The organism is Streptomyces kronopolitis (assembly GCF_050953795.1).
GTDB classification, from domain to species: domain Bacteria; phylum Actinomycetota; class Actinomycetes; order Streptomycetales; family Streptomycetaceae; genus Streptomyces; species Streptomyces kronopolitis_A.
Window position 1 is genome coordinate 4,091,678 of sequence record NZ_CP191850.1, and the last position, 25,057, is coordinate 4,116,734.

Below are 25,057 nucleotides of genomic sequence, written 5' to 3' on the forward strand. Positions count from 1 at the left end.
CCTATGTATAGTCGCTTCCGCGTCCCTGTTCGACCGCCGTGAGCGCGGGGCGGCGCGGCCTCGGCCTGCCCGTACGCGCCGGCTTCGCCCTGCCCGATCGCAGGTCACGGGCCTGCCGCCCGCCGTCCGTACCGAGGAGAACCGCATGCCGAAGCAGATATCCGCGGCCCGCCGCACGTCCTTGGCCGGGCTGCTGACGGCCACCTCCCTCGCCCTGGCCCTCAGCGGCTGCGCCACCTACGACGTCACGGCCCCGGCCGACGCCCGCGCCGAGGCACCCGAGGCCGCCGTCAAGGCGATGGACGCCCGGCTCGCCGCGGTCGGGGAGGCGAAGAACGGGGAGAGCCCGGGCGGGAAGACCGGCACCAAGGGGGACGGCGCGGCAGGGAAGAAGGGGACGGGCGGCGACGAGGTCGACTGCCGCAAGGCCAAGTGCGTGGCGCTGACCTTCGACGCGGGCCCCAGCGAGAACACCGGCCGCCTGCTGGACATCCTCAAGCGGGAGAAGGTGCACGCGACCTTCTTCATGCTCGGCGAGAACCATGTCGACAAGCGCCCCGCCGAGGTGAAGCGGATCGACGCCGAGGGCCATGAGCTGGCCAACCACACCTGGTCGCACCGGATCCTGACCGACATCGAGCCCGCGGAGGCCCGGCGCGAGATGTCCCGCGTCCAGGACGCGGTCCGCAAGATCACCGGCAAGACGCCGAAGCTGATGCGCCCGCCGCAGGGCAGGACCGACGAGAGCGTCTCCGCGATCAGCAAGGACCTCGGCCTGGCCCAGATCCTGTGGAGCGTGACCGCCAAGGACTACCGGACCAACGACTCGGCCCTGATCACCCAGCGGGTGCTCGAACAGACCGAGCGCGACGGCATCATCCTGCTCCACGACATCTACCGCGGAACCGTGCCGGCCGTCCCCGGCATCCTCAAGGAGCTGAAGAGGCGCGGCTACACGGTGGTCACGGTCTCCCGGCTGCTCGCCCCGGCGACGCCACAGCCGGGGATGGTCTACCGGCCGTAGCGCACGGCGGGGGCGGACATCGCGGGGCGCGGCCCGCCGCGCACGGACCCGCCGCCGGTCACTCCGTCCCGGCCCCGGCCGTCCCCGCCCCGGCCGTCCCGGCGGCAGTCCCGGCCCCGGCCGCCCCAGCGGTCTCGGTCGGCCCCACCGGCCCCCGGTTGCGCAGCCGGTGCCACCAGTGCCGGCGGCGCGGGTGCACGGCGCGGCCCAGCCGCCGGCCCAGCAGCAGATAACCGAGCAGCGCGCCGGTGCAGTTGAGGATGACGTCGTCGATGTCGAAGGCGCGGCCGGTGATCAGCGCCCCCTGCACCAGTTCCACCAGCAGCATCACCAGCGCCGTCGCCACCCCCACCCGCACCAGCCCGCGGGCCTTCGGCAGCAGCACCGGGAGCAGCACCCCGAACGGGATTCCCAGGACGACATTGCCGCCCACCTGCTTGGCCGCGTCGACCGCCGGCGACCGGGTGAGATAGCTCCGGATCGAATCGCCCGGGTGGAGGTTGGGGTGGGTGAGCGGCACCGACGCCGCCGACGGGGTCAGCGTGACCCGCGCCAGCGCCACCGCGAAGGCCACCATCGCGGCGAACGCCAGCACCAGCAGCAGGATCCGGACGGCCAGTGGGGCCCGCGCGGCCACCGGTGACCACCCGGCCCCGTCGCCCTGTTCCGTACGCGCCATGAGGATCTCCCGGTGTCCGAGAGGGGCCGTGCGCCCCGATGGCAGGTGCGGGTACCCCCGGCTGCGGCGATCATGCGGAACGGCCGGCCGCCCCGCACCGGGCCCGGCCACCCACACGACAGGGGCGCCGGATCACTCCGGCGCCCCTGCGCGTCTCCCCGCGGTGCGCGGCCGCTCGGCCCGCCCGCGGACGTCACCCGCGGCTCACCCCCGCGGGCGCTCCGCCTCCACCCGCCGGCGTCCCTTGTCGTCGGACGCGGCCGGCGACGTGGACGGCCCGGCCTGCGGCCCCGCGGCACCGCCCTTGCCCGCCCCGGGCTTCCGCGGCGGGGCGACGGCCTGGGTGTCCTGCGGGAACGTCAGCTGCTGGCTCTGCCACTCCAGGGCCGGGGCGACCTCGCGCCGCCAGGTCGTGAACTGGTGGCTGCCCTGCGGCAGGATGATCGAGTCGACCGTCATCGGCGGCTTGACCGCGTGCACGAAGTCCATCGTCGCGCCGTAATCCGCCTCGCCCTTGCGGCTGCTGGCCACCAGCGCGGAGATCTGCGGGGTGGGCAGGTGCTTCAGCCGCCACAGCAGGTCGTGCTCGTGCTCGCGCTTGGCGCCCTCGGGCCCCGGGCCGAACAGGCTGCCGGTGGTCAGGTCGTCCTTGATCGCGTAGTCACCCGAGAGCGAGACCGCCGAGGTGTAGGCCTTCGGGTTGCGCATCGCCAGCTGCAGCGAGCAGGAGCCGCCGGACGAGTAGCCGAACGCGCCCCAGGCGCTGGGGTCGTGGCCCACCCGGTAGGTCGCCTTCATGGCGTCCGGCAGGTCCTTGGTGAAGAACGTCTCGGCCTGCGGCCCGCCCGGCACGTCCACGCACTCGGTGTCCCGCGGCGGCGCGATGGTCGGCCGCACCATGACGATCACCGTCGGCTGCATCCGGCCCTGTGCGATCAGCCGGCCCGCGTTCTGCGGCACCTGGAGGTGCTGGGCGAGGTTCATGATGCCGCCGGGGTAGCCGCTGATGACGACCATGACGGGGAACCGCTGACGGCGGAACTGCTGCTGGAAGTACTGCGGCGGCAGATAGACGAAGCCGGGGTTGATGGCCCGCGTGCGGCGGCCGATGATCCGTACGGACTCGACCTTGCCCACCTTGTCCGCGGGGCCCTTGGGCAGCCCGGTCACCCGGTCGAGGCCCTGCGGCCCGGCGGGCTGGATCAGCCCGCCCTTCATGTTGCCCACCGAGGCGTACTGGCCGCCGCCCTGGCTCACGGACACCGGGGCCTTGTCGTTGTTGCCCAGCAGTTCGTCCCAGTTGCCGTAGAACTCGAAGTTCGTGTTCACGGCGAGGGCGAGCGCGCACACGATCGACAGCTGGGTGACCGCGATGGCCCCCAGTCTGCCCAGGACCGGGCCCACCCCGCGTCGTGACAACCGGGGCCAGAGCCAGACCGTGGCGGCCACACTCGCCACCGCCAGCACGATCACCGTGTACTCGAGCGACTGACTGGTCAGCCCCATGCGCCCACATCTCCCGTCACCCGCGAAAGGGTTCTTGCCTTCTTCCGGCCGCCTAAGGCACAACGTGCGGCTCAGGACAATGGTCACCGGAGAAGATGGGCACACCTGCGCATCGGATACCTGAACGACCCAGTTCTTACCTCGCTCTTGCCACATCGTTTCCGCGGCGTGATGTGCGACGGGGGCCGACGGCGCCCGCGAGGGCGGGGCGAGCACGGCGCGGGTGGCGCGCCTGCCGGAGGAAAGGCGCAGGTCAGCGAGGGTTTCGGGATCGGGGCGCGGCTCCGGCGGCCGGGACACCCGCGGCGCGGGCCACCACTCGGGCCCCACAAATCCCGCCACTTCACAAATGGCCGAATCAACTTCCCTTCCCCGTCCGGCCCTTGCGACACTCTCCCCCTTCTCCGCCGCCGCGCCCGCCAAAGCCCGTCCCGCAGTTTCCGGCCCACGGCACGCGGTTCGCATTTCGCTGATTTATTGCTCCCTATTTTTCCTGATGTGCGGTGTGCTGCATATGGGGGAGTAATGCGTTGTTCGGGTGCACTGTCGCGATGCATGACGCGTTGCTTCCTTTGCGGCGCTTTCTGCGTGATGTGCCCTTCGCGGGGCGAATGCCGAGGTCCGGTCCGTGAAATGCCGTGGGGAGATTCGGCGAAGAGGGCGACGGCCCGTCAGAGCCCCCGGAAGGCCCGTCCGTACGGCCCGGCAACCTCGTACGCAGGGCGAATGCGGCAATGACCCGCCGGCCGAAACCCCTCGTCCCCGGAACACCCCCGGATGGCCCACCACACAAGGCGCGGGGTCCCACGATGAGGCCGGTCCCGGCCGCTACGCTTACGTATCCGTCCTGGTCAGGGACATGTCTGTGCTTCACGGACAAAGGCCGCACCCACCACACGCAAGAGAGGTTCGCCGATGGGCATTCGGAGTCTGCTGCGCAACGCTTTCGGTCGCTCCAAGGCGACCCGCGAAGAAACCGGCGCGGCCCCGAGCGGCGCCGGCACCCCGGAATCCGCGACCATTCCCGAGGCCCGCGAGGAGTCCGTCCCGGCCCCCTCCGCTCCGGCCCCGGAAGCCGAGGTCCCGGCCGCACGGACGGCACCCCCTGCGTCGACGGAGGCCGCGTCCACCGACCCGGCTCCGGCGGCTCCCACGCTGCCGGCCCAGGGCAGCCGGCCCGATGTCGCGGAGCGCGCGGCGGCACGGGACGAGGCCGAGGTGCGGGACGAGCCCGCGGTGGAGTCCGTCGAGCCGGCGGAGCCGGTGGCGGACGTGGCCGAGGCCGCGAAGGCCGCCGAGCCTGCCGAGGCGCCCGTGGCGGAGCCGGCCGAGGGCGCCGCTCCGGCCGGGGCCCCCGCCGAAGCCTCCTCCGACGCCGCCTCCGACCTCGTGAGCCAGGCCTTTGACCACCCGGCGCCGCCGGCCGCGGAGCCGGAGGCAGCGGCGGAGGCAGCGGCGGAGGCAGCGGCGGAAGCCGAGCCCGAGCCGGCAGCAGCGGCCACCGCGCCGGAGCCCGCGCCGCAGGCCGTCGCAGAGCCGGAGGCCGAGCCGGAGCCCGAGCCCGAGGCGGTGGCGGAAGCCGGGCCGAAGGCAGCAGCCGAGCCCGAGCCGGCCCCGGCGCCGGCGCCCGAGCCCGTCGCCCCCGCGGCCGCGGACACCAGCGGCACCGCCACGCCCCCCGCCCTCGTCAGCCTCGTGAAGTCCGCGGCCGCCACCCTGGACAAGCACGGCCTCGGCACCCAGCGCGCCGCCGTCTACCTGGTCCTCGACCGCTCCGGCTCGATGCGCAACTACTACAAGGACGGCACCGTCCAGAACCTCGCCGAGCAGGCCCTGGGCCTGGCCGTCCGGTTCGACGACGACGCCACCGTCCCGGTCGTCTTCTTCTCCACCGACGTCGACGGCACCGCCGACCTCGACCTCACCAACTACGAGGGACGCATCGAGGAGCTGCACGCCGGCCTCGGGCACATGGGCCGGACGAACTACCACTGGGCCATCAACGCCGTCATCGAGCACTACAAGAAGTCCGGCTCCACCGCGCCGGCCTTCGTCATCTTCCAGACCGACGGCGCCCCGACCTCCAAGCCGGCTGCCGAGAAGGCGCTCTGCGAGGCGGCCGGGCTGCCCCTGTTCTGGCAGTTCGTCGGCTTCGGCGACCCGGACGCCAAGGGCTTCGACTTCCTGCGCAAGCTCGACGACCTGAGCGTCCCGGAGAAGCGGGTCATCGACAACGCCGGCTTCTTCCACGCCGGCCGCGACCCCCGCGGCCTCTCCCACGACGAGCTCTACCAGCAGCTCATGGTCGAGTTCCCCGAGTGGCTCGCCGAGGCCCGCAGCGCCGGCATCCTCAAGGACAGCTGACCTCCCCGCTCCGCTCACCCCACCTCACCGGCCGCGGCCGGGCCCCCACCGGCCCGTCCGCGGCCGCTGTCGTCCGCCCCCGCACGCCCCACGGGTGTCTCACCCGCCCCGCCCGGCTCCCTGACCACACGAGAGGCGGGCGCCCGCCCCGCTACCTACGCTGAATGGGTGACATGCCCCGTGTGATCCGGTTGCTCCGGTGTGGGCGGCGAGGTGGGCGGGGTGGCCCTACCAGCCGAGCGAGGCCGGTCGTGATGAGTGACGCGAGCCAGCAGGGAGCCGCCGCCGGCGCTCCCGGCGCCAGCACCCCGAGCTGGGCCGTGGCGGCCCCGCCCGATCCGCGGCGCTGGTGGGGGCTGGTGGTGATCGCGATCGCGCAGCTCATGGTGGTGCTGGACGCGACGATCGTGAACATCGCGCTGCCGTCGGCCCAGCGCGACCTGGGGATCTCGGACGCGAACCGGCAGTGGGTCATCACGGCGTACACGCTCGCCTTCGGCGGGCTGCTGCTGCTCGGCGGGCGGATCGCCGACCTGGTCGGTCGGAAGAAGACGTTCATGATCGGCCTGGTCGGGTTCGCGGTGGCGTCGGCCGTGGGCGGCGCGGCCACCGGCTCCGGGATGCTGTTCGGGGCGCGGGCCCTCCAGGGCGCCTTCGGGGCGCTGCTGGCACCGTCCGCGCTGTCGCTGCTGACCACGACGTTCACCATCGGCAAGGAACGCAGCAAGGCCTTCGGCATCTACGGGGCCATCGCGGGCGGCGGCGCGGCCATCGGGCTGATCGCCGGCGGCCTGCTGACCCAGTACCTGACCTGGCGCTGGTGTCTGTATGTGAACGTGCCGGTCGCGGTGATCGCGTTCACCGGCGCCGCCGTGTTCCTGCGCGACAAGCCCGAGCGGGACCGCGTCCACCTGGACGTGCCCGGCGTGCTGCTGGGCTGCAGCGGCCTGGTCGCGATCGTCTACGCGTGCAGCGAGGCGGAGCCGCGGGGCTGGGGTGACGGACTGGTCATCGGGCTGCTGGCCGGCGGTGTGCTGCTGCTGGCCGCCTTCGCGTGGTGGCAGACGCGGGCCCGCCATCCCCTGCTGCCCCTGCACATCGTGCGGAACCGGAACCGCGGCGGCGCCTTCCTGACCATGGCGCTGGCGGTCATCGCGCTGTTCGGGATGTTCCTGTTCATGACGTACTACCTGCAGACCGTGCTCGGCTACTCCCCGGTGAAGACCGGAATGGCCTTCCTGCCGATGGTGGCGGCGATCGTGATCGGGTCGACGCAGATCTCCGCGCGGCTGCTGCACCGCGTTCCGCCGCGGTTCCTGATGGTCCCGGGCGCACTGCTCGCCGCCGCGGGGCTGTTCACGCTGCGGTACCTGACGGCCGCGCCCGCCTATGTCTCGCACGTCCTTCCGGCCATGCTGCTCGTCGGGCTCGGCATGGGCCTGACCTTCATGCCGGTGATGGCGACGGCCACGTCCGGAGTGGCGCCGCACGACTCCGGGGTCACCTCCGCGACGGTCAACACCGCGCAGCAGGTGGGCGGTTCGATCGGGACGGCGCTGCTGAACACGATCGCGACCTCGGCGAGCGCGACCTTCATCGCGAGCCGGCTGGCGGACGCGGCACGGCGGGCCGGCGGGCCCGGGGGGCTGACCCCGGCGGTGCGCGACGGGATCGTGAAGACCGGTGTCGTGCACGGGTTCACCATCGCCATCGGGGTGGGGTCCGCCGTCATGCTGCTGGCCGCCCTGGTCGCCGGGCTGATGGTCAACGGCCGGCCCGCGCAGCAGGGGCCGGTGCCGACGTCGGAGGGCGCCGAGTCGGCGGACGCCGCGGTGTGAGGGCGGCCCGCGGGGCGATGCCCCCGTGGGCCCGCGGAGAGCCGTCGGACACCGGTGGCGGCGCGGTGGCGGGGCCTTGTCCACCCTGTAAAAGCCCGCGCGGGCACCCCTGGCCCGTCCAGTACGATATTGACGTTCCGTAAAGCAAATCCTCACTCACCGTAGCGACTTGGGAGCAGCCGGCAATGGCTCGACACCTCATCACCAGCGCCCTTCCGTACATCAACGGGATCAAGCACCTGGGCAACATGGTGGGGTCCATGCTCCCGGCGGATGTGTACTCCCGCTATATGCGCCAGCGCGGGCACGAGGTGCTCTACCTCTGCGCGACGGACGAGCACGGCACCCCCGCCGAGCTGGCGGCCAAGGACGCGGGGCAGTCGGTCGACGCCTTCTGCGCCGAGCAGCACGACAAGCAGAAGGCGATCTACGACGGCTTCGCCCTCGACTTCGACTACTTCGGCCGGAGCTCCTCGCGGGAGAACGTCGAGCTGACCCAGCACTTCGCGCGCAAGCTGCACGAGAACGGCTTCATCGAGGAGCGGGCGATCCGCCAGGTCTTCTCGGTCACCGACGACCGCTTCCTGCCGGACCGCTACATCGTCGGCACCTGCCCGCACTGCGGCTACGACAAGGCCCGCGGCGACCAGTGCGAGAACTGCACCCGGGTGCTCGACCCCACCGATCTGATCGACGCCCGCTCGGCGATCAGCGGCAGCGGCGATCTGGAGGTCCGGGAGACCAAGCACCTCTTCCTGCTCCAGTCGAAGCTGCAGCACGAGGTCGAGGGCTGGCTGGAGGGCAACGGCAGCAAGGAGTGGCCGACGCTGGCCTCGTCCATCGCGCACAAGTGGCTGACCGAGGGCCTCCAGGACCGGGCGATCACCCGTGACCTGGACTGGGGCGTTCCGGTGCCGGCCGATGTGTGGCCCGAGCTGGCCGCCGAGGGCAAGGTCTTCTACGTGTGGTTCGACGCGCCGATCGAGTACATCGGGGCGACGAAGGAGTGGGCGGACGCCGCGTCCGACGGGAGCCGCGACTGGAAGTCGTGGTGGTACGAGGCCGAGGACGTCCGGTACACGCAGTTCATGGCCAAGGACAACGTCCCGTTCCACTCCGTGATGTTCCCGGCGACCCAGCTGGGGACCCGCGAGCCGTGGCAGAAGGTCGACTTCCTCAAGGCCTTCAACTGGCTGAACTACTACGGCGGGAAGTTCTCCACCTCCCAGCGGCGCGGCATCTTCACCGACGCGGCGCTGGAGTTGCTGCCGGCCGACTACTGGCGCTACTTCCTGATCGCCAACGCCCCCGAGTCGGACGACACGTCCTTCACCTGGGAGCTGTTCTCCTCGTCGGTCAACAAGGACCTGGCCGACACCCTCGGCAACTTCGTCAACCGCGTACTGTCGTTCTCCCGCAAGCGCTTCGGCGACGAGGTGCCCGCGGGCGCCGAGGCCGGGGCCGCCGAGCAGAAGCTGGGCGCGGAGATCGCCGGGCTGCTGGCCGAGTACGAGGGCCACATGGACGCCCTCCAGTTCCGCAAGGCCGCCGCCTCGCTGCGCGCCCTGTGGAGCGCGGGCAACTCCTACCTGGAGGAGAAGGCCCCCTGGCTGGAGATCAAGACGGACAAGGACGCGGCGGCGCTGACGCTGCGCACGGCGATGAACCTGATCCACCTCTACGCGGTGGTCTCCGAGCCGTTCATCCCGTCCTCGGCCAAGGCCATGCGAAGCGCCTTCACGCTGGAGAACGACACCGCGGTGTGGGTCTCCCCGGAGGAGGCCGAGGCGCTCGCCTCGGTACCGGCCGGGACCCCGTTCACCGTCCCGCCGGTGCTCTTCGCGAAGATCACCGAGGAGGACCTGGAGTCCTACCGCGCCCGCTTCGGCGGCGCCGAGCAGTAACCCTCCCCGCACCCGTGCGCACGCGCCCGTCCGGCCCCCGCGGCCGGGCGGGCGCGCGCGTGTGCGGCCCCGGAGGTGCCGCGGCCGGGCCCCGGGCTCAGGGCCGGGCCGGCGGCGACACATAGGCGCTCAGCCGGTCCAGGCCCGGCACCCGCCGCAGCGGGACCGGCCGCCAGCCCCGGGCGTAGCCGGGCGGCTTGCCGCCGGTGACCAGCAGGACGGCGGCCGGCCGGTGCGCGCCCAGCCGGGCCAGCGCGGCGGGGCTGATGCGTGCGTCATGGCCGTACGGCTGCCGGGACGCGCAGCCCGCCCGGTACGCCACCCGCACCGCCTCCTCGCCGCTGACCACGCAGGGCGGCCGGACCCCGGCCTCGCGCAGCATCCCGGCGATCCGGTCGATGCCGGTCTGCGCCCGCGCGGTGCTCTGCACCATCCGGTGCACGATCATCAGCTGGACCACCTCATGGCCGATCAGCACCAGGACCAGGGCGGCCACCGCCCAGGCGTGCCGGCGGCGCGGCAGCCGGGTCAGCCAGTACAGGAACCAGGCGGCCGGCATCAGCAGCAGGGCGTAGGCGGGCAGCAGGAAGCGGGGCGCGGCGTAGTCCACGGTCAGGAGGTAGGGGGCGGCGAGGCAGACGCCGACCAGGGCCGCCATGACGAGCGGGGCCGGCCCGAACCGGTGCCGGTCGCCGGCGGACTCCCGCAGCCGCACCCCGGACCAGGCCGGACGCCCGCGGTGCGGCGCCGCCGCCAGGCCGGTGCCGTCGGCCGGGGCGGTGACCCGCCGCAGCCCGTCCGGCGGGACGGGGCTCAGCCCGAGCGGATGCCGGTCGGCGCGGCGGGCGGACGGCCAGACCGATCCGTACCCGTGCAGCGCGCCGCCCCACTCGCGCACCCGCAGCGCCGCCCAGAGCGCCCCGATGACGGCCAGCGGCAGCAGGAACCACCACACCGCCGCCACCGGGTGGTCCCACGCCAGATGGCAGGGGCGGCAGAGCGTCTTCCCCTGGAGGGCGCGGGCGTGGTCGTCGAACGACAGGTGCCAGCCGAGGCCGCCCTGGATCCGCCCGGCCTGCCGCAGCCGGGCGAGGAGCCCGCCGTAGTGCAGATACGCCTCGGTGACCCACTCGGCGCATCCCAGAACCAGCCCCGCCGGCAGCCCCAGCAGCACGGCGGGGCGCCGCCATGCCGGTACGCACAGCGCCGCGGCGAAGAGCGGCACGGCCAGGCACACGGCGTCGGTGGGGCGCATCAGTGCGGCGAAGGCCACCGCGGCGGCCAGCCCCGCCGCCGCGCCCCGCCCGGCCCGGGGCGCCAGTTGGCGGGGCGGCTGCCGGACGGCCCGCAGGAAGCAGCCGGTGGCGGCGAGCGCGGCGTAGGCGACCCACAGGTTGGGCATCGCCTGCGGCCCGTAGAAGAGCGTGACCCACAGGCCGGCGAAGAGCGCGCCGCCCAGGGCCGGGACGGGCGCGGGCAGCAGGCGCCGCCAGACGCACAGACAGAGCAGCAGTCCGGCGCCGGAGAGCACCGCCAGATAGCAGTGCAGCACGGGCGCCGAGGTCGTCAGGGCGGCCGCCGGGGCGAGCAGGAAGGAGACCCCGCGGGCCCGCGGGGCGCTGAAGAACGCGGCCGGCCGGTGCGGATCGACCTGGCTGACGTACACCGCCTCGTCCCACCCCAGCCCGGGGGTGACCAGGGCCGAGTAGAGCAGGCACGCGGTGAAGACGACGGCGACGGCGGCGAGCCACCACAGGTCACGGGCCGGGGCGGAGCGCACCGGCCGGGCCCTCGGCCCGAGGGCGGACGCGGCGGAGAGGAGGCTGGCTTGCTGCATGGGCACCAGCGTGCGGGCGGCGCGGGGGCCCGGCCACACGGGTGGAGCGGTCGGGGCACCCGGACCGCCGTCGCGGGCCCGCGGCCGGACCTCGTGCCGGGCGCCCGACGGTCGTGCCCCGGAACGGGCCGGGGCGGCGTTTCACGTGAAACGCCGCCCCTGAGCCTGCCGGGAGTGTGCTCCCGGGTCGTGCCTACTTCGCCTGCGGCTTGCGGATCGAGAGGTGCAGCTCCTTCAGGCGCGCTTCCTCGACCTCGCTCGGGGCGCCCATCAGCAGATCCTGGGCGTTGCCGTTGAGCGGGAAGGCGATGGTCTCGCGGATGTTGGGCTCGTCGGCCAGCAGCATGACGATGCGGTCGACGCCCGGGGCGATGCCACCGTGCGGCGGGGCGCCGAACTTGAAGGCGCGGAGCATGCCGCCGAACTCGGCCTCGACGGTCTCCTTGTCGTAACCGGCGATGGCGAAGGCCTTGTACATGACCTCGGGCTCGTGGTTACGGATCGCGCCGGAGGACAGCTCGGTGCCGTTGCAGACGATGTCGTACTGCCAGGCCAGGATGTCCAGCGGGTCCTGGGTCTCCAGCGCCTTCAGGCCGCCCTGCGGCATGGAGAAGGGGTTGTGCGAGAACTCGATCTTGCCGGTGTCCTCGTCCTTCTCGAACATCGGGAAGTCGACGATCCAGCAGAAGCGGAACTCGTCCTCGACGAAGTGGCCGGCGCGCTTGGCGGCCTCGACGCGGACGGCACCCATGATCTTGGAGACCTCGTCGAACTCACCGGCGCCGAAGAAGACGGCGTGGCCCGGCTTGAGGTCCAGGGCGGACACCAGCGCCTTGATGTCGTCCTCGGTGAGGAACTTGGCGATCGGTCCGGTCAGCTCGGTCTTCTCCGCGTCGCCGCCGACGCGGACCCAGGCCAGGCCCTTGGCGCCCTGCTGGACGGCGAAGTCGCCCAGCTGGTCGAAGAACTTGCGCGGCTGGTCGCCGGTGTCCGGCACGGCCAGGGCGCGGACGTGCTTGCCGGCGAAGGCCTTGAAGCCGGAGCCCGCGAAGACGTCGGAGACGTCCACCAGCTCCAGCTCGGCGCGCAGATCCGGCTTGTCGGAGCCGTACTTGAGCATCGCCTCGCGGAACGGGATGCGCGCGAAGGGGGAGGTGACCGTGCGGCCGTTGCCGAACTCGGTGAACAGCTCGGTCATCAGCGTCTCGACGGGCCCGAAGACGTCCTCCTGCTCGACGAAGCTCATCTCGACGTCGAGCTGGTAGAACTCGCCCGGCGAGCGGTCCGCGCGGGCGTCCTCGTCGCGGAAGCAGGGCGCGATCTGGAAGTAGCGGTCGAAGCCGGCGATCATCAGCAGCTGCTTGAACTGCTGGGGGGCCTGCGGCAGCGCGTAGAACTTGCCGGCGTGCAGACGGGAGGGGACCAGGAAGTCGCGGGCGCCCTCGGGGGAGGTCGCGGAGAGGATCGGGGTCGCCATCTCGTTGAAGCCGAGGGCCACCATCTTGTGACGGATGGCGGAGATGACGGCGGTGCGCAGCATGATGTTGCGGTGCATCCGCTCGCGGCGCAGGTCGAGGAAGCGGTACTCCAGGCGGCGCTCCTCGTTGACGCCGTCGTCCGCGTTGATCGTGAAGGGGATCTGGTCGGCGGCGCCGAGCACCTCGACCTCGGTGACCTCGATCTCGACCTCGCCGGTCGGCAGATCGGGGTTGACGTTGTCGGCGCCGCGCGCGCTGACCTTGCCGTCGATCCGGACGACGGACTCCTTGGTCAGGGAGCCGAGAGCCTCGTTGGCCGGGGTGCCGGGGCGGGCGACGAGCTGGACCAGACCGTAGTGGTCGCGCAGATCGATGAAGAGGATGCCGCCCAGGTCACGTCGATTGTGCAGCCAGCCGCTGAGGCGGACGTCGGTGTCGACGTCCGCGGCTCGGAGCTCGCCGCAGTTGTGGGACCGGTACCGATGCATCGCTCATCCAAGTCGTCGCGAGGTCGAGGTGAGGAGTTGGGAGAGGGAGAGGAAAAGGAGCACGGGCGCGGATGCCCGGTCGCTCTCCCCGTGGATCACCCGAAAGGCCACCCCAGGATTGACATAACCGCTCCAGGTTACCGTCCCGGTCCGCGCGGCTTGGTTGACATATACGCAACAGCGTCGCCGCCCCCGGGAGCGAACGCCCCAACTGGGACGATGGTCACGTCCAGCGTGCTGGCCCGGCCTCGCCAAACGCCCATAAAGTGAGGCAATGCGCACCGAGGACCTCCTGGCCGCCATCGCGACCGGCCTGTGGCGCTGGGACAACGCGTCGGGGCGGGTGACCCTCGATGCCGAAGCCGCCCGGCTGCTCGGGCTGCCCGCCGCCCCCGCCGAGCTGACCGAGGCCGCGGTGCGTTCCCGGTTCCATCCCGTCGACTTCGCCGAGATCAACGGGATCGTGCAGCTCGCCCTCGCCGAGGAGACCCTGGCCGAGGCCCGGCTGCGCATCGTCGACGAACGCGGGCGGGTGCAGCGCATCGTCCGCACCCGCTCCCGCGCCCGGGTCGTCGACGGCGGCTTCGAACTCGTCGGCACCCTCCAGGAGGTGCCCGAGCCGCAGCCCGGGACCTCCGCCGCGCACACCCCGATCACCGGCGACTGGCGGCGCTCACGCGAGGCGTTCCTGCTGGACGCGGGCCGGGCGCTGGCCGAGGCACGGTCCACCGCCGAGGTGCTGCGGGTCGCGGCGGGGCTGTCCATGCCCGGGTTCATGCCGGACGGGCTGGCGGTCTTCGCCATCGAGGGCGACCGGCTGTCGGTCATCGGCCACCACGGTCCCCACGACGCCCACGAGAACCCCGCGGCGCCGTTCCCCGGCACGGCGCTGGCGGACCACCACCCGGCCGCCGAGGTCGTCCGCACCGGGCGGGCCCTGTATCTGCCCACCCCAGAGGAGTACAGCCGCCGCTACCCCGCCGTCCGGCCCGTGGAGACCCCTTGCCGGCGCACCTCCTGGGCGTTCGTGCCCCTGGTGAACGCGGGCCGGACCATCGGCGCCTGGATGGCCGCGTTCCTCCAGCCCGTGGCCTTCACCCCCGACGAGCGCTCGGTGCTGACCACCGTCGCCCGGATGCTGGCGCAGGCGCTGGCCAGGGCCGGGATGCAGGAGGAACAGCAGGAACTGGCCCTGGGACTGCAGCGCAGCATGATGCCGACGGTGCAGCCGGATATCCCCGGGATGACGGTCGCGGCGCGCTATGTCCCCACCGGCGGCGGACTGGAGGTCGGCGGCGACTGGTACGACATGATCCCGCTGCCGTCCGGCCGTCTCGCCCTGGTGATCGGGGACGTCCAGGGACACGACGTGCGGGCCGCGGGCCTGATGGGCCAGCTGCGGATCGCCCTGCGCGCCTACGCCTCCGAGGGACACCACCCCGACGCGGTGCTCTCCCGCGCCTCCCGGTTCCTGGCCGGGATCAACGCGACCGAGCTGCACGGCCACGGCGAGGACCAGCGCTTCGCGACCTGCCTGTACATCGAGGTGGATCCGGCGACGGGGCTGCTGGACATCGCACGGGCCGGGCACCCCGACCCGGCGATCCTGCTGGACGACGGCACGGTGCTGGTCCGGCCCACCGCGGGTGGCCTGCCGCTGGGCATCGTCCCGGACACCGACTACCCCACCACCCGGCTCGTCCTGGAGCCCGGCGAGACCATGCTGGTGTGCACCGACGGGCTGATCGAGACCGGCGGCCACGACCTGGACACCGGCTGGGCGCGGCTGCGCGACACCATCGAGGCGCACGAGGCCGGTGAGCTCGACGAGAGCCTGGAGCGGCTCGCCGACGCCCTGGTCCAGGCCGTGCACGGACCGCCCTCGCACCACACCACCGGACCGCTGGTGGACCGCCGGGAGGACGACATCGCCCTCCTCCTGCTGCGCCGCGACGGCGCCGGCTGCGTGATCGGCGCCGGCGGACCGTCGGCCCGGCCCGTGCGGCGCACCGTGCTCACCGTCGCCCAGGCCGAGCCGGAGCGGATAGCCGAGGCGCGCCGGCAGGTCCGTGAGCTGCTGCACGACTGGGCCGACCCGGACCAGGTGGATTCGGCGGTGCTGATGGTCTCCGAGATGGTCACCAACGTGCTGCTGCACACCGACGGGGACGCCCTGCTGGTCGCCGAGGTCACCGGCGAGCGCGGGTCGCGGCGTGTCCGGATCGATGTCGCCGACAGCAGCGACGAGTTGCCGCACCGCCGCTGCCCCGGCGAGCTGGCGTCGTCCGGGCGCGGTCTGGTGCTGCTGGAACTGCTCGCCGGGGCGTGGGGCGTGGATCCGCGCGGGGACGGCAAGTCGACGTGGTGCGAGCTCTACGAGGACGCCGGTGCGGCGGCCGGCCCGCTGTCGTCGGAGTCCGGTCCCGCGGTGTAGTGCCGCCGCAGCTCGTGGAGCACGCCGGAGAAGGCGGCGACCAGCGGCACGGACAGCAGCATGCCGAGGATGCCGGCGACGCTGGCGCCCGCGGTGATCGCCAGCAGCACGGTCGCCGGATGCATCTGGACGGTACGGCTCTGGATCATCGGCTGCAGCACATGCCCCTCCAGGACCTGCACGGCCAGCACGACGCCCAGCGCCCACAGCGCGATCACGAAACCGCGGTCGGCCAGCGCCACCAGGACCGCCACGGCGCCCGAGATGAAGGCGCCGAGGTAGGGGATGTAGGCGCCGACGAAGACCAGTGCGCCCAGCCCGACCGCGCCCGGCACCCGCAGGACCAGCAACCCGATGGTGATGCAGAGGGCGTCGATCAGCGCGATGAAGGTGGTGCCGCGCATGAAGCCCTCGATGCCCTGGAACCCCCGGCGGGCCATCCGCTCCAGCTGCGGCCCGGAGCGGCCCGGCGCCCAGTCGTTCAGCGCCCGGACGGCCTTGTCGGAGTCGCGCAGGAAGAAGAAGGTCAGCAGCAGGGCCAGGATCGACGCGGCGATGAACTGCCCGACGACGCTGACGCCGGCCAGCAGCCCGGAGGCCGCGCTGCCGCCGAACTTGGTGATCAGCTGCTTGGACCGGGAGGCGAGGTCGTCGAGCGAGGTACCGGCCGTGCCGAAGTGTTCGGTGAGGCTCTTGGCGGCGCTGCGGAGCGAGGCGATGATCTGGTCACCGGTCTCGACCAGCGCGCTGACCACGATGTACCCGGCGCCGCCGACCACCACCACGAGGACGGCGCAGGTCAGTCCGGCCGCCAGGGAGCGGTTGAGCCGCATCGCCACCAGCCGCCGGTAGAGCGGCCCGAGCAGCCCGCTGCCCAGCAGCGCCAGCAGGACCGGGGTGACCGCCGCGCTCAGTTCGACGCACAGCCACACCCCCAGGGCCACCACGGTCGCGAGCAGCAGCACCACCAGGCACCAGGCCGCGGCCCGGCGGGCCTCGACGGGCAGCAGCGGCTCGCGGGACCACGGCCGTTCACGCTCGGCGCCGGGCCGGTTTTCGTCCGAGTCGTTTCGCACCCGGACAGTCCACCACGCCCGACGGCCCGGGCCCGGGCCCCGAAACGGGCCGGGGCGGCGTTTCACGTGAAACGCCGTCCCTGGTCCCTGCGGGGCTCACCGTGCCGTCGACGCGGCGTCAGTGCTCGCCGTCGGGGATGGTGCCGAGCCGGCCGGCCTGGAAGTCCTCGAAGGCCTGGGCGAGTTCGGCGTGGGTGTTCATCACGAACGGGCCGTAATGCATCATCGGCTCGCGGATCGGCAGCCCGCCCAGCAGCACCACCTCGAAGTTCGGGCTGCGCGACTCCTGGGACTCGTCCGCCCGGATCGTGAGCGAGTCGCCGTCACCGAACACGACCGCCTGTCCCATACGGAACGGGCGCCCCTCGGCACCGGCCGCGCCGCGTCCGGCCAGGGCGTAGGCGAGGGCGTTGAAGTCCTTGCGCCACGGCAGGGTCAGTTCGGCTCCCGGGTTCACCGTCACATGCATCATCGTGATCGGGGTGTGGGTGATGCCCGGGCCCTGGTGGCCGTCGAGCTCACCGGCGATCAGCCGCAGCAGCGCGCCGCCGTCGGCGCTGGTCAGCAGCTTGACGTTGCCCCCGCCGATGTCCTGGTAGCGCGGGGCCATCATCTTGTCGCTCTTCGGGAGGTTCACCCACAGCTGGAGGCCGTGGAAGAGCCCGCCGGACAGGACCAGCGACTCCGGCGGCGCCTCGATGTGCAGCAGGCCCGAACCGGCCGTCATCCACTGGGTGTCGCCGTCGTTGATGACGCCGCCGCCCCCGTGCGAGTCACGGTGCACGAAGGTGCCGTCGATCAGGTACGTCACGGTCTCGAAGCCGCGGTGCGGGTGCCAGGGCGTGCCCTTGGGCTCGCCCGGCGCGTACTCCACCTCGCCCATCTGATCCATCATGATGAACGGGTCGAGGTGCTTGTAGTCGATGCCGGCGAATGCCCGGCGCACCGGAAAGCCCTCGCCCTCGAATCCACTCGGAGCGGTGGCTACGGCCAGCGCGGGACGGGTGTGCGCCGCGACGGGCGCCGCCACACGCGGCAGGGTCAGCGGGTTCTCTACGGTCACTGCGGGCATCAAGGCCTCCTCGGTCACACCCAACTTAGTTGAATGGTGAACAACCTGCAAGGGGCATGGCATTCCCTCCCACATATCTGCAGGTCAGGTGGGTGATCGAGAGTCCGCCACCAGGAGGACCGGGCACGGCCGACGGACAGCCGAAGGGGCCGGCCCCCTCCCGGGACCGGCCCCTCACACAGCAAAGACGGCCGGGACCCTCCATGGGCCCGGCCGCGTACCGGCAGGCGCTAGCCGTACATCCGCCGCATCGCGAAGTCGACCATCTGCTCCACAGCCTTCGCGTCGAAGACCATCCGGTGGTCGCCCTCCATGTCGAGGACGAACCCGTAGCCGGTCGGCAGCAGATCGAGGACCTCGGCGCCGGTGATCACGAAGTACTTGGACTCCTTGCCCGCGTACCGCCGCAGCTCCTTGAGCGAGGTGAACATCGGGATCACCGGCTGCTGGGTGTTGTGCAGCGCCAGGAAGCCGGGGTTGTCACCGCGGGGACAGTAGATCTTGGACGTGGAGAAGATGCCCTGGAAGTCCTCGGCCGACATCGAGCCGGTGGTGAAGGCGCGCACCGCGTCGGCCAGGGAGGGCGGGGACGGCTCGGGGTAGAGCGGCTGCTCGCCGTAGCCCCCGGGGGCCGGTTGCTGCGGCGGGGGCGGCGCACCGTATTGCTGCTGCCCGGCACCCGCGTTCTGGTCGTAGCCGTACATGCGGCCCAGCGTACTGAGTCGGCGGGCGACAGGGGACGCTCGTCACAGATGCGCGGTAGGGGTTGATTCTTATTACCGGTGGGTAGCATCATTTAGCTACTAGCTGGTATTGCGTCTGAGGTCCCTCCCTTGGGGCCCTCTCCCGAACCCTTAACGGAGCCGTACCCATGGGCCACTACAAGTCGAATCTCCGCGACATCGAGTTCAACCTCTTCGAGGTCCTCGGCCGCGACAGCGTGTACGGCACCGGACCGTTCGCGGAGATGGATGTCGACACCGCCAAGAGCGTGCTGTCCGAGATCGCCCGGCTGTCCGAGAACGAGCTGGCGGAGTCCTTCGCCGACACCGACCGCAACCCGCCGGTCTTCGACCCGGACACCAACACCGCGCCGGTTCCGGACACCTTCAAGAAGAGCTACCAGGCCTACATGGACGCCGAGTGGTGGCGGCTGGGCATCCCGGAGGAGCTGGGCGGCACCACCGCGCCGCGCTCCCTCCTGTGGGGCTTCGCCGAGACCATCCTGGGCGCCAACCCGGCCGTGTGGATGTACGCGTCCGGCCCCGCCTTCGCCGGCGTGCTCTTCGACGAGGGCACCGAGGAGCAGCACCGCATAGCCCAGCTGATGGTGGACAAGCAGTGGGGCTCGACCATGGTCCTCACCGAGCCGGACGCCGGTTCGGACGTCGGCGCCGGCCGCACCAAGGCCGTGCAGCAGGCGGACGGCTCCTGGCACATCGAGGGCGTCAAGCGCTTCATCACCTCCGGTGAGCACGACATGTCCGAGAACATCGTGCACTTCGTCCTCGCCCGCCCCGAGGGTGCCGGTCCGGGCACCAAGGGCCTGTCGCTGTTCATCGTGCCGAAGTACGACTTCGACCGGGAGAGCGGCGAGCTGGGCGAGCGCAACGGCGCCTACGCCACCAACGTCGAGCACAAGATGGGCCTGAAGGCCTCCAACACCTGCGAGATGACCTTCGGCGCCAACCACCCGGCCAAGGGCTGGTTGCTCGGCGAGAAGCACGACGGCATCCGCCAGATGTTCAAGATCATCGAGTTCGCCCGGATGATGGTCGGCACGAAGGCCATCGCCACCCTCTCCACCGGCTACCTCAACGCGCTGGAGTACGCCAAGGAGCGCGTGCAGGGCCCGGACCTGGCGGCCTTCACCGACAAGACCGCCCCGCGCGTCACGATCACCCACCACCCCGACGTGCGCCGCTCCCTGATGACGCAGAAGGCGTACGCCGAGGGCATGCGCGCCCTGGTGCTCTACACCGCCACGGTCCAGGACGAGATCATCGTCAAGGAGGCCGCGGGCGAGGACGCGAGCGCCGAGACCCGCCTCAACGACCTGCTCCTGCCGATCGTCAAGGGCTACGGCTCGGAGAAGTCCTACGAGCAGCTGGCGCAGTCGTTGCAGACCTTCGGCGGCTCCGGCTACCTGCAGGAGTACCCGATCGAGCAGTACATCCGGGACGCCAAGATCGACACCCTCTACGAGGGCACCACCGCGATCCAGGGCCAGGACTTCTTCTTCCGGAAGGTCGTCCGCGACCAGGGCCAGGCGCTCACCGCCCTGTCCGACGAGATCAAGCAGTTCCTCGCCGGTGACACCGGTGGCGAGGAGCTGGCCCAGGCCCGCGGCGAGCTGGCCAAGGCCGCCGCCGACCTGGAGGCGATCGTCGGCACCATGCTGACCGACCTCGCGGCGACCGAGAAGGACGTCAAGTCCATCTACAAGGTCGGGCTGAACACCACCCGCGTGCTCATGGCCTCGGGCGACGTCGTCATCGGCTACCTCCTGCTCAAGGGCGCGGCCGTGGCCGCCGGGAAGCTGGAGAGCGCCTCCGCGAAGGACAAGCCCTTCTACACCGGCAAGATCGCCGCCGCGAAGTTCTTCGCGCACAACGTCCTGCCGGGCGTCGGCATCGAGCGCGGGCTGGCCGAGAGCGTCGACCAGTCGCTGATGGAGCTCGACGAAGCCGCGTTCTGAGCACGCCGCCCGCAGCCCGCTGCGGCGCTCTGACCGGTCCTTCGGACTGACCGCACCGACCGACGCGGCCCGTCTCTCTTCCCCCGGAGAGGCGGGCCGCGTCGTCTGCGGCCGCCGGCCGGCGCCGCCCGCGCCGGTGAGCCACCCGTCCGCCCGGCGAGCGGGACGGACACCCCGACGAGCGGGACGGAAACACGGAATTGCCCCTTCCCTTACGGACTTCGCTCCGGCGTACGCGAATCGTGGCCGGAAGGCAACGGAGTCACGAGGCATGCGCACGAGGAATGCCGGGCCGGGATCCTTATGCTGAATCCATGACCAACTCCGCCCGCTTCGATCGCGGCCACACCGACGACCTCATGTCCTTCCTCGCCGCCAGCCCGTCCCCCTACCACGCGGTGGCGAATGCGGCGGAGCGGCTGGAGAAGGCCGGTTTCCACCAGGTCGCCGAGGTCGACGAGTGGGACGGCACGAGCGGCGGGAAGTACGTGCTGCGCGGCGGGGCGATCATCGCCTGGTACGTGCCCGAGGGCGCGAGCGCGTCGACTCCGTACCGAATTGTCGGGGCTCACACCGACTCTCCCAATCTGCGGGTCAAGCCGATTCCGGACACCGGCTCCCGCGGCTGGCGGCAGATCGCCGTCGAGATCTACGGCGGCACCCTGCTCAACACCTGGCTCGACCGCGATCTGGGGCTCAGCGGGCGGGTGACGCTGGCGGACGGCAGCCACCGGCTGGTGCACGTCGACCGGGCGCTGCTGCGCGTTCCCCAACTGGCCGTGCATCTGGACCGCTCGGTGAACTCCGACGGCCTCAAGCTCGACAAGCAGCGCCACATGACGCCGATCTGGGGCCTGGGCACGGTGGCCGAGGGCGATCTGATCGCCTTCGTCGCCGAGGAGACCGGCGTCCCGGCCGGCGACATCAAGGGCTGGGACCTGATGGTGCACAGCATCGAGGCCCCCGCCTATCTGGGCCGCGACCAGGAGCTGCTGGCCGGCCCGCGGATGGACAACCTGCTGTCCGTGCACGCCGGTACGGCCGCGCTGGCCGCCGCCGCGGCGAGAGGTGGTGAGCTACCGGCCATCCCGGTGCTGGCCGCCTTCGACCACGAGGAGAACGGCAGCCAGTCCGACACCGGCGCCGACGGCCCGCTGCTCGGCACGGTGCTGGAGCGCTCGGTCTTCGCCCGCGGCGGCTCGTACGAGGACCGGGCCCGGGCCTTCGCCGGCACCCTCTGCCTGTCCTCCGACACCGGCCACGCCGTCCACCCCAACTACAGCGAGCGGCACGAGCCGGGGCACCACCCGATGCCCAACGGCGGACCGATCCTCAAGGTCAACGTCAACCAGCGCTACGCGACGGACGGCAGCGGACGGGCCGTCTTCGCGGCGGCCTGCGAGCGGGCCGGGGTCCCGTGGCAGAGCTTCGTGTCCAACAACTCGATGCCGTGCGGGACCACCATCGGGCCGATCACCGCGGCCCGGCACGGCATCGCGACGGTCGACATCGGAGTGGCGATCCTTTCCATGCACTCGGCGCGTGAGCTGTGCGGTGCCGAGGACCCGTATCTGCTGGCGAACGCCCTGACGGCCTTCCTGGAGGGCTGAGTTGGACTTCTCCCTGCTCGGCCCCATCGCCGTGACGACCGGCTCCGCGGAGCTGTCGCTCGGGCCCGCCAAACGGCGCAGCGTGCTCGCGCTGCTGCTGCTCCAGCCCAACACCACCGTGCCCCTGGAGCAGTTGATCGACTCCCTGTGGGAGGACGAGCCGCCCGAGCACGCCCGCACGGTCGTCCAGGGGCACGTCTCACGGCTGCGCGCCACGCTCGCCGAGGGCGGAGCGGAGGCGTACGGCGTCGAACTGACCACGCACGGCTCCGCCTATCTGCTGCGGCTGCCGGAGGAGCTGATCGACGCCCACCGGTTCGGTGAGCTGGTGACCCTGGCCCGTCCCGAGGCCGCGCCGGGCGACGCGGTACCCCTGCTGCGCGAGGCGCTGGGCCTCTGGCGGGGCCCCGCGCTGACCGGCACGGTCACCAGCCCGCCGTTCGCGGCCGCCGCGCACGCGCTGGAGGAGCGCCGGTTGACGGCCGTCGAGGCGCTCGGGCGGGCGTACGGCGCGCTCGGCGAGCACGAGCAGGCGGCCGCGATCCTCTACTCCGCCGCCGTCAACCACCCGTTGCGCGAAGGGCTGATCGCCGGGCTGATGCGGGCGCTGTTCCGTACGGGGCGACAGTCCGACGCGCTGGAGTGGTTCCACCGCACCCGGCGGCTGCTCAGCGAGGAGCTGGGCGTCGACCCCGGCGAGCGGCTGCGCGGCGCCTACGAGGAGATCCTGCGGGCGGAGGCCGCCGGCCGGGTGCGCAAGGCCGCCGGGCCCACGGGCGGAGCGGGCGCCTCCGGTGCCGGGCCCGCCGGCGGGCCCCGTTCCGCGACGGGCGGCGGGGCGCGTCCCGCCGCGGAGGAACCGCGGCCCGCGGCCCCCGGGGAGACCGGCACGGCGGCGCCCGGCGCCGCCGAGGCGGGCGCCGCGAACGGGCCGGGCCCGCGGGCCGGTGCCGCGCCCCGGCTGCTGCCCCGTCCCCCCGCCCGCTTCCTGGGCCGCGAGCAGCAGCTCACCGCGCTGACGCAGGTGCTGACCGACCGCACGACCGGTGAGAGCCCGCTCGCCGTGGTGGCGGGCCCGGCCGGCGTCGGCAAGACGGCCTGCGCCGTGCAGTGGGCGCATGTGCACGCCGGGTCCTTCCCCGACGGCCAGCTCTTCGCCGATCTGCGCGGCTTCGGCGAGGGCGACGAGGCGCCGCCGGCCGAGATCCTGCGTGACTTCCTGCTGGCGCTGGGCACCCCGCCGGAGCGGGTGCCCCGCTCCGCCGAGGCCGCCTCGGCGCTGTTCCGCTCGCTGGTCGCCGAGCGCCGGCTGCTAGTCGTCCTCGACAACGCGCGCAGCTCGGCGCAGGTACGGCCGCTGCTGCCCGGCGGCCCGCACTGCGCCACGGTCGTCACCAGCCGCAGCCGGCTCGACGGTCTGGTCGCCACCGACTGGGCCCGCCCGGTCGGCCTCCAGGCGCTCGGCCACGAGGAGGGCGCGGCGCTGCTCGGCGCGATGCTCGGCCCGGACCGGGTCGCCGAGGACCCGGCCGCCGCGCGCGAACTGGTCGACCTGTGCGACGGACTGCCGCTGGCGCTGCGGGCCGCGGCCGCCCAGCTGACCGCCCGGCCGCGCTGGCGGCTGGCCCGGCTGGCCGCCGCGCTGCACGACGAACGGCGGCGGCTGGCGCTGCTGTCGGCCGAGGACGCCGGCGTCGCGGCGGCGCTGCGGATGTCCGTGGCCCGGCTGTCGGCGGACGACGCCCGGCTGCTCAGCGCGCTCGCGACGACCTCGGACGGACACCTCAACGCCTCGGCGGCCGCGGCGCTGGCCGGGTACGACCAGGAGCGCACCCAGGACGGCCTGGACCGGCTCGCGGAGATGCATCTGGTGGACGAGGAGGCCACCGACGTCTACACCATCAGCACGCTGACGCAGCTGTTCGCGCGGGACACCCAGGGGGAGAGCGGGGAAGCGGAACCCGGCGGTTCGGATGACGGGGGCGGCGCGCGCGGCTGAGCCGTGCCCGGGCCCGCCCCGCGCGGACGTTAGGCGCACGTTAGTGGCACGCCAGCGGCCGGCGGCACTCTGGTGCCCAGGCCGCGGGGGAGAACCCGGCCGGACACAGGGCGCACCGCGGACACGGTGCGGGCCACCGACCGGGGGAGACCGACATGGACAGCCGCACCCGATCCGAGACCGTCTCCCACGGGACCGTCCCCGGGGCCGCCACCGGTGGCCCCGCCCGGGGACGGACCGTCCGCCGCCGCACGCTGCGCTGCGCCGGGGCCGGGCTGACCGCCGTCGCCGCGCTCACCCTGACCGCCTGCGGCGGCCAGGACAACCCGCTCCAGACCAGCGCCGCCAAGCCGTTCCACCCGCGGCCCCTGGAGGCCGTCCCGGTGGCCCGGCAGGCCGGCGGCACCGTACCGGGCGGCCTGCAGACCGACAGCGGCCGGGAGGAGCGGACGGCTTCGGGGCACACCGGCAACGGCCCGGCGGCGGGCACGACCGGCCGCACCCTCGACGCCCGTACGGGCCGCGGCGGCAACGCCACCGCCGGACACACCACCTGCGACGCCGCGAAGGTCCGCCTCACGGCCACCGTGCTGACCCGGCCGGTCAACCATCTGCTGCTGACGGCCACCAACATCTCCGGCGCCCCCTGCGACCTCCACTTCTCCCCGGACCTGCGGTTCGACGACGCCGCGTCGCCGCTCCCCGCGCTGCCGGCCGGCAAGCCGCAGGCCGTGGTCACCCTCGCCCCCGGCGCGTCCGGCTACGCGGGCGTGCTGACCTCGTCCGCCGACGGCTCCGGCCGCCACGGCCGGATGAGGACCTCACTGTCCGTCAGCCTCCCCGGCCGCGACGGCAAGGGCAGCATCGGCGGCCCGGCGGCCGTGGAGCTCCCCGGCGGCGCGGCATACGTCGACGACAGCGCCTGGGTGACGTACTGGCGCGCGGACGTGAGCGAGGCGACGGCCTGGTGAGCCACCGTTGAGGAACCGCCTCCGGTGAGCCACCCCTGACTCAGGGCGCCCGCAACCCCCAGCGGGCGCCCTGTGCCGC

16 protein-coding genes are annotated in these 25,057 nt (G+C 72.7%); 9 read left to right on the top strand and 7 right to left on the bottom strand.

The genetic code is table 11. The features are described 5' to 3' along the window. Positions 1-145: 145 nt before the first annotated feature. On the top strand, positions 146-1,024 hold the full coding sequence (locus ACQP17_RS18040) for a polysaccharide deacetylase family protein (RefSeq protein ID WP_433857199.1): 879 nt from the start codon (positions 146-148) through the stop codon (positions 1,022-1,024). A gap of 58 nt (positions 1,025-1,082) precedes the next feature. Here ACQP17_RS18040 and ACQP17_RS18045 read toward each other — a convergent pair whose 3' ends face one another. Both ACQP17_RS18045 and ACQP17_RS18050 read right to left on the bottom strand, forming a co-directional pair. Next, complete coding sequence (locus ACQP17_RS18045; protein WP_433857200.1) at positions 1,083-1,703, bottom strand: VanZ family protein; 621 nt, start codon at positions 1,701-1,703, stop codon at positions 1,083-1,085. Positions 1,704-1,907: 204 nt separating this feature from the next. Further along, the gene (locus tag ACQP17_RS18050) at positions 1,908-3,209 is read right to left on the bottom strand and encodes an alpha/beta hydrolase (RefSeq protein WP_433857201.1); all 1,302 of its coding nucleotides are present in this window, start codon (positions 3,207-3,209) and stop codon (positions 1,908-1,910) included. Positions 3,210-4,124: 915 nt separating this feature from the next. On the opposite strand from ACQP17_RS18050, the gene ACQP17_RS18055 reads away from it, so the two are divergent. The 3 genes from ACQP17_RS18055 (at position 4,125) to metG (ending at position 9,315) form a co-directional block, all read left to right on the top strand. After that, positions 4,125-5,573 (top strand): vWA domain-containing protein, encoded by a 1,449-nt coding sequence (locus ACQP17_RS18055; RefSeq protein ID WP_433857202.1) that lies wholly within the window; start codon positions 4,125-4,127, stop codon positions 5,571-5,573. A 254-nt stretch (positions 5,574-5,827) separates the two neighbouring features. Beyond that, the gene (locus ACQP17_RS18060) at positions 5,828-7,411 is read left to right on the top strand and encodes an MFS transporter (protein WP_433857203.1); all 1,584 of its coding nucleotides are present in this window, start codon (positions 5,828-5,830) and stop codon (positions 7,409-7,411) included. Positions 7,412-7,596: 185 nt separating this feature from the next. Further along, entirely contained in the window at positions 7,597-9,315 is a 1,719-nt protein-coding gene (metG, locus tag ACQP17_RS18065) for a methionine--tRNA ligase (protein WP_433857204.1), read from the top strand. 97 nt (positions 9,316-9,412) lie between these two features. On the opposite strand, the gene ACQP17_RS18070 is transcribed toward metG, so the two are convergent. Both ACQP17_RS18070 and aspS read right to left on the bottom strand, forming a co-directional pair. Further along, positions 9,413-11,152: a hypothetical protein gene (locus tag ACQP17_RS18070; protein ID WP_433857205.1), complete on the bottom strand. Its 1,740-nt coding sequence runs from the start codon at positions 11,150-11,152 to the stop codon at positions 9,413-9,415. Positions 11,153-11,345: 193 nt separating this feature from the next. Then, on the bottom strand, positions 11,346-13,118 hold the full coding sequence (gene aspS, locus ACQP17_RS18075; RefSeq protein WP_433857206.1) for an aspartate--tRNA ligase: 1,773 nt from the start codon (positions 13,116-13,118) through the stop codon (positions 11,346-11,348). Positions 13,119-13,392: 274 nt separating this feature from the next. Between aspS and ACQP17_RS18080 the strand changes: the two genes are divergently transcribed. Continuing rightward, positions 13,393-15,552 (top strand): ATP-binding SpoIIE family protein phosphatase, encoded by a 2,160-nt coding sequence (locus ACQP17_RS18080; protein ID WP_433857207.1) that lies wholly within the window; start codon positions 13,393-13,395, stop codon positions 15,550-15,552. Here ACQP17_RS18080 and ACQP17_RS18085 read toward each other — a convergent pair. The 3 genes from ACQP17_RS18085 to ACQP17_RS18095 form a co-directional block, all read right to left on the bottom strand. Further along, positions 15,492-16,628, bottom strand: coding sequence for an AI-2E family transporter (locus tag ACQP17_RS18085; protein ID WP_433857208.1), 1,137 nt, complete (start codon positions 16,626-16,628; stop codon positions 15,492-15,494). The two genes, ACQP17_RS18080 and ACQP17_RS18085, sit on opposite strands and share 61 nt — an antisense overlap. 118 nt (positions 16,629-16,746) lie before the next feature. Next, positions 16,747-17,700, bottom strand: a complete 954-nt coding sequence (locus ACQP17_RS18090; protein WP_433857209.1) for a pirin family protein — start codon at positions 17,698-17,700, stop codon at positions 16,747-16,749. A gap of 230 nt (positions 17,701-17,930) precedes the next feature. Next, complete coding sequence (locus ACQP17_RS18095) at positions 17,931-18,404, bottom strand: SseB family protein (protein WP_189096659.1); 474 nt, start codon at positions 18,402-18,404, stop codon at positions 17,931-17,933. A 167-nt stretch (positions 18,405-18,571) separates the two neighbouring features. On the opposite strand from ACQP17_RS18095, the gene ACQP17_RS18100 reads away from it, so the two are divergent. The 4 genes from ACQP17_RS18100 to ACQP17_RS18115 all read left to right on the top strand — a co-directional run bounded on the left by ACQP17_RS18100 (position 18,572) and on the right by ACQP17_RS18115 (position 24,978). Further along, a complete protein-coding gene (locus tag ACQP17_RS18100) occupies positions 18,572-20,398 on the top strand; it encodes an acyl-CoA dehydrogenase (protein WP_433857210.1) in 1,827 nt (608 codons plus the stop codon). A gap of 314 nt (positions 20,399-20,712) precedes the next feature. Next, positions 20,713-22,008 (top strand): M18 family aminopeptidase, encoded by a 1,296-nt coding sequence (locus ACQP17_RS18105; RefSeq protein ID WP_433857211.1) that lies wholly within the window; start codon positions 20,713-20,715, stop codon positions 22,006-22,008. Position 22,009: 1 nt separating this feature from the next. After that, the gene (locus ACQP17_RS18110) at positions 22,010-24,007 is read left to right on the top strand and encodes a BTAD domain-containing putative transcriptional regulator (protein ID WP_433857212.1); all 1,998 of its coding nucleotides are present in this window, start codon (positions 22,010-22,012) and stop codon (positions 24,005-24,007) included. A 155-nt stretch (positions 24,008-24,162) separates the two neighbouring features. Then, entirely contained in the window at positions 24,163-24,978 is an 816-nt protein-coding gene (locus tag ACQP17_RS18115; RefSeq protein ID WP_433857213.1) for a DUF4232 domain-containing protein, read from the top strand. Positions 24,979-25,057 lie beyond the last annotated feature (79 nt).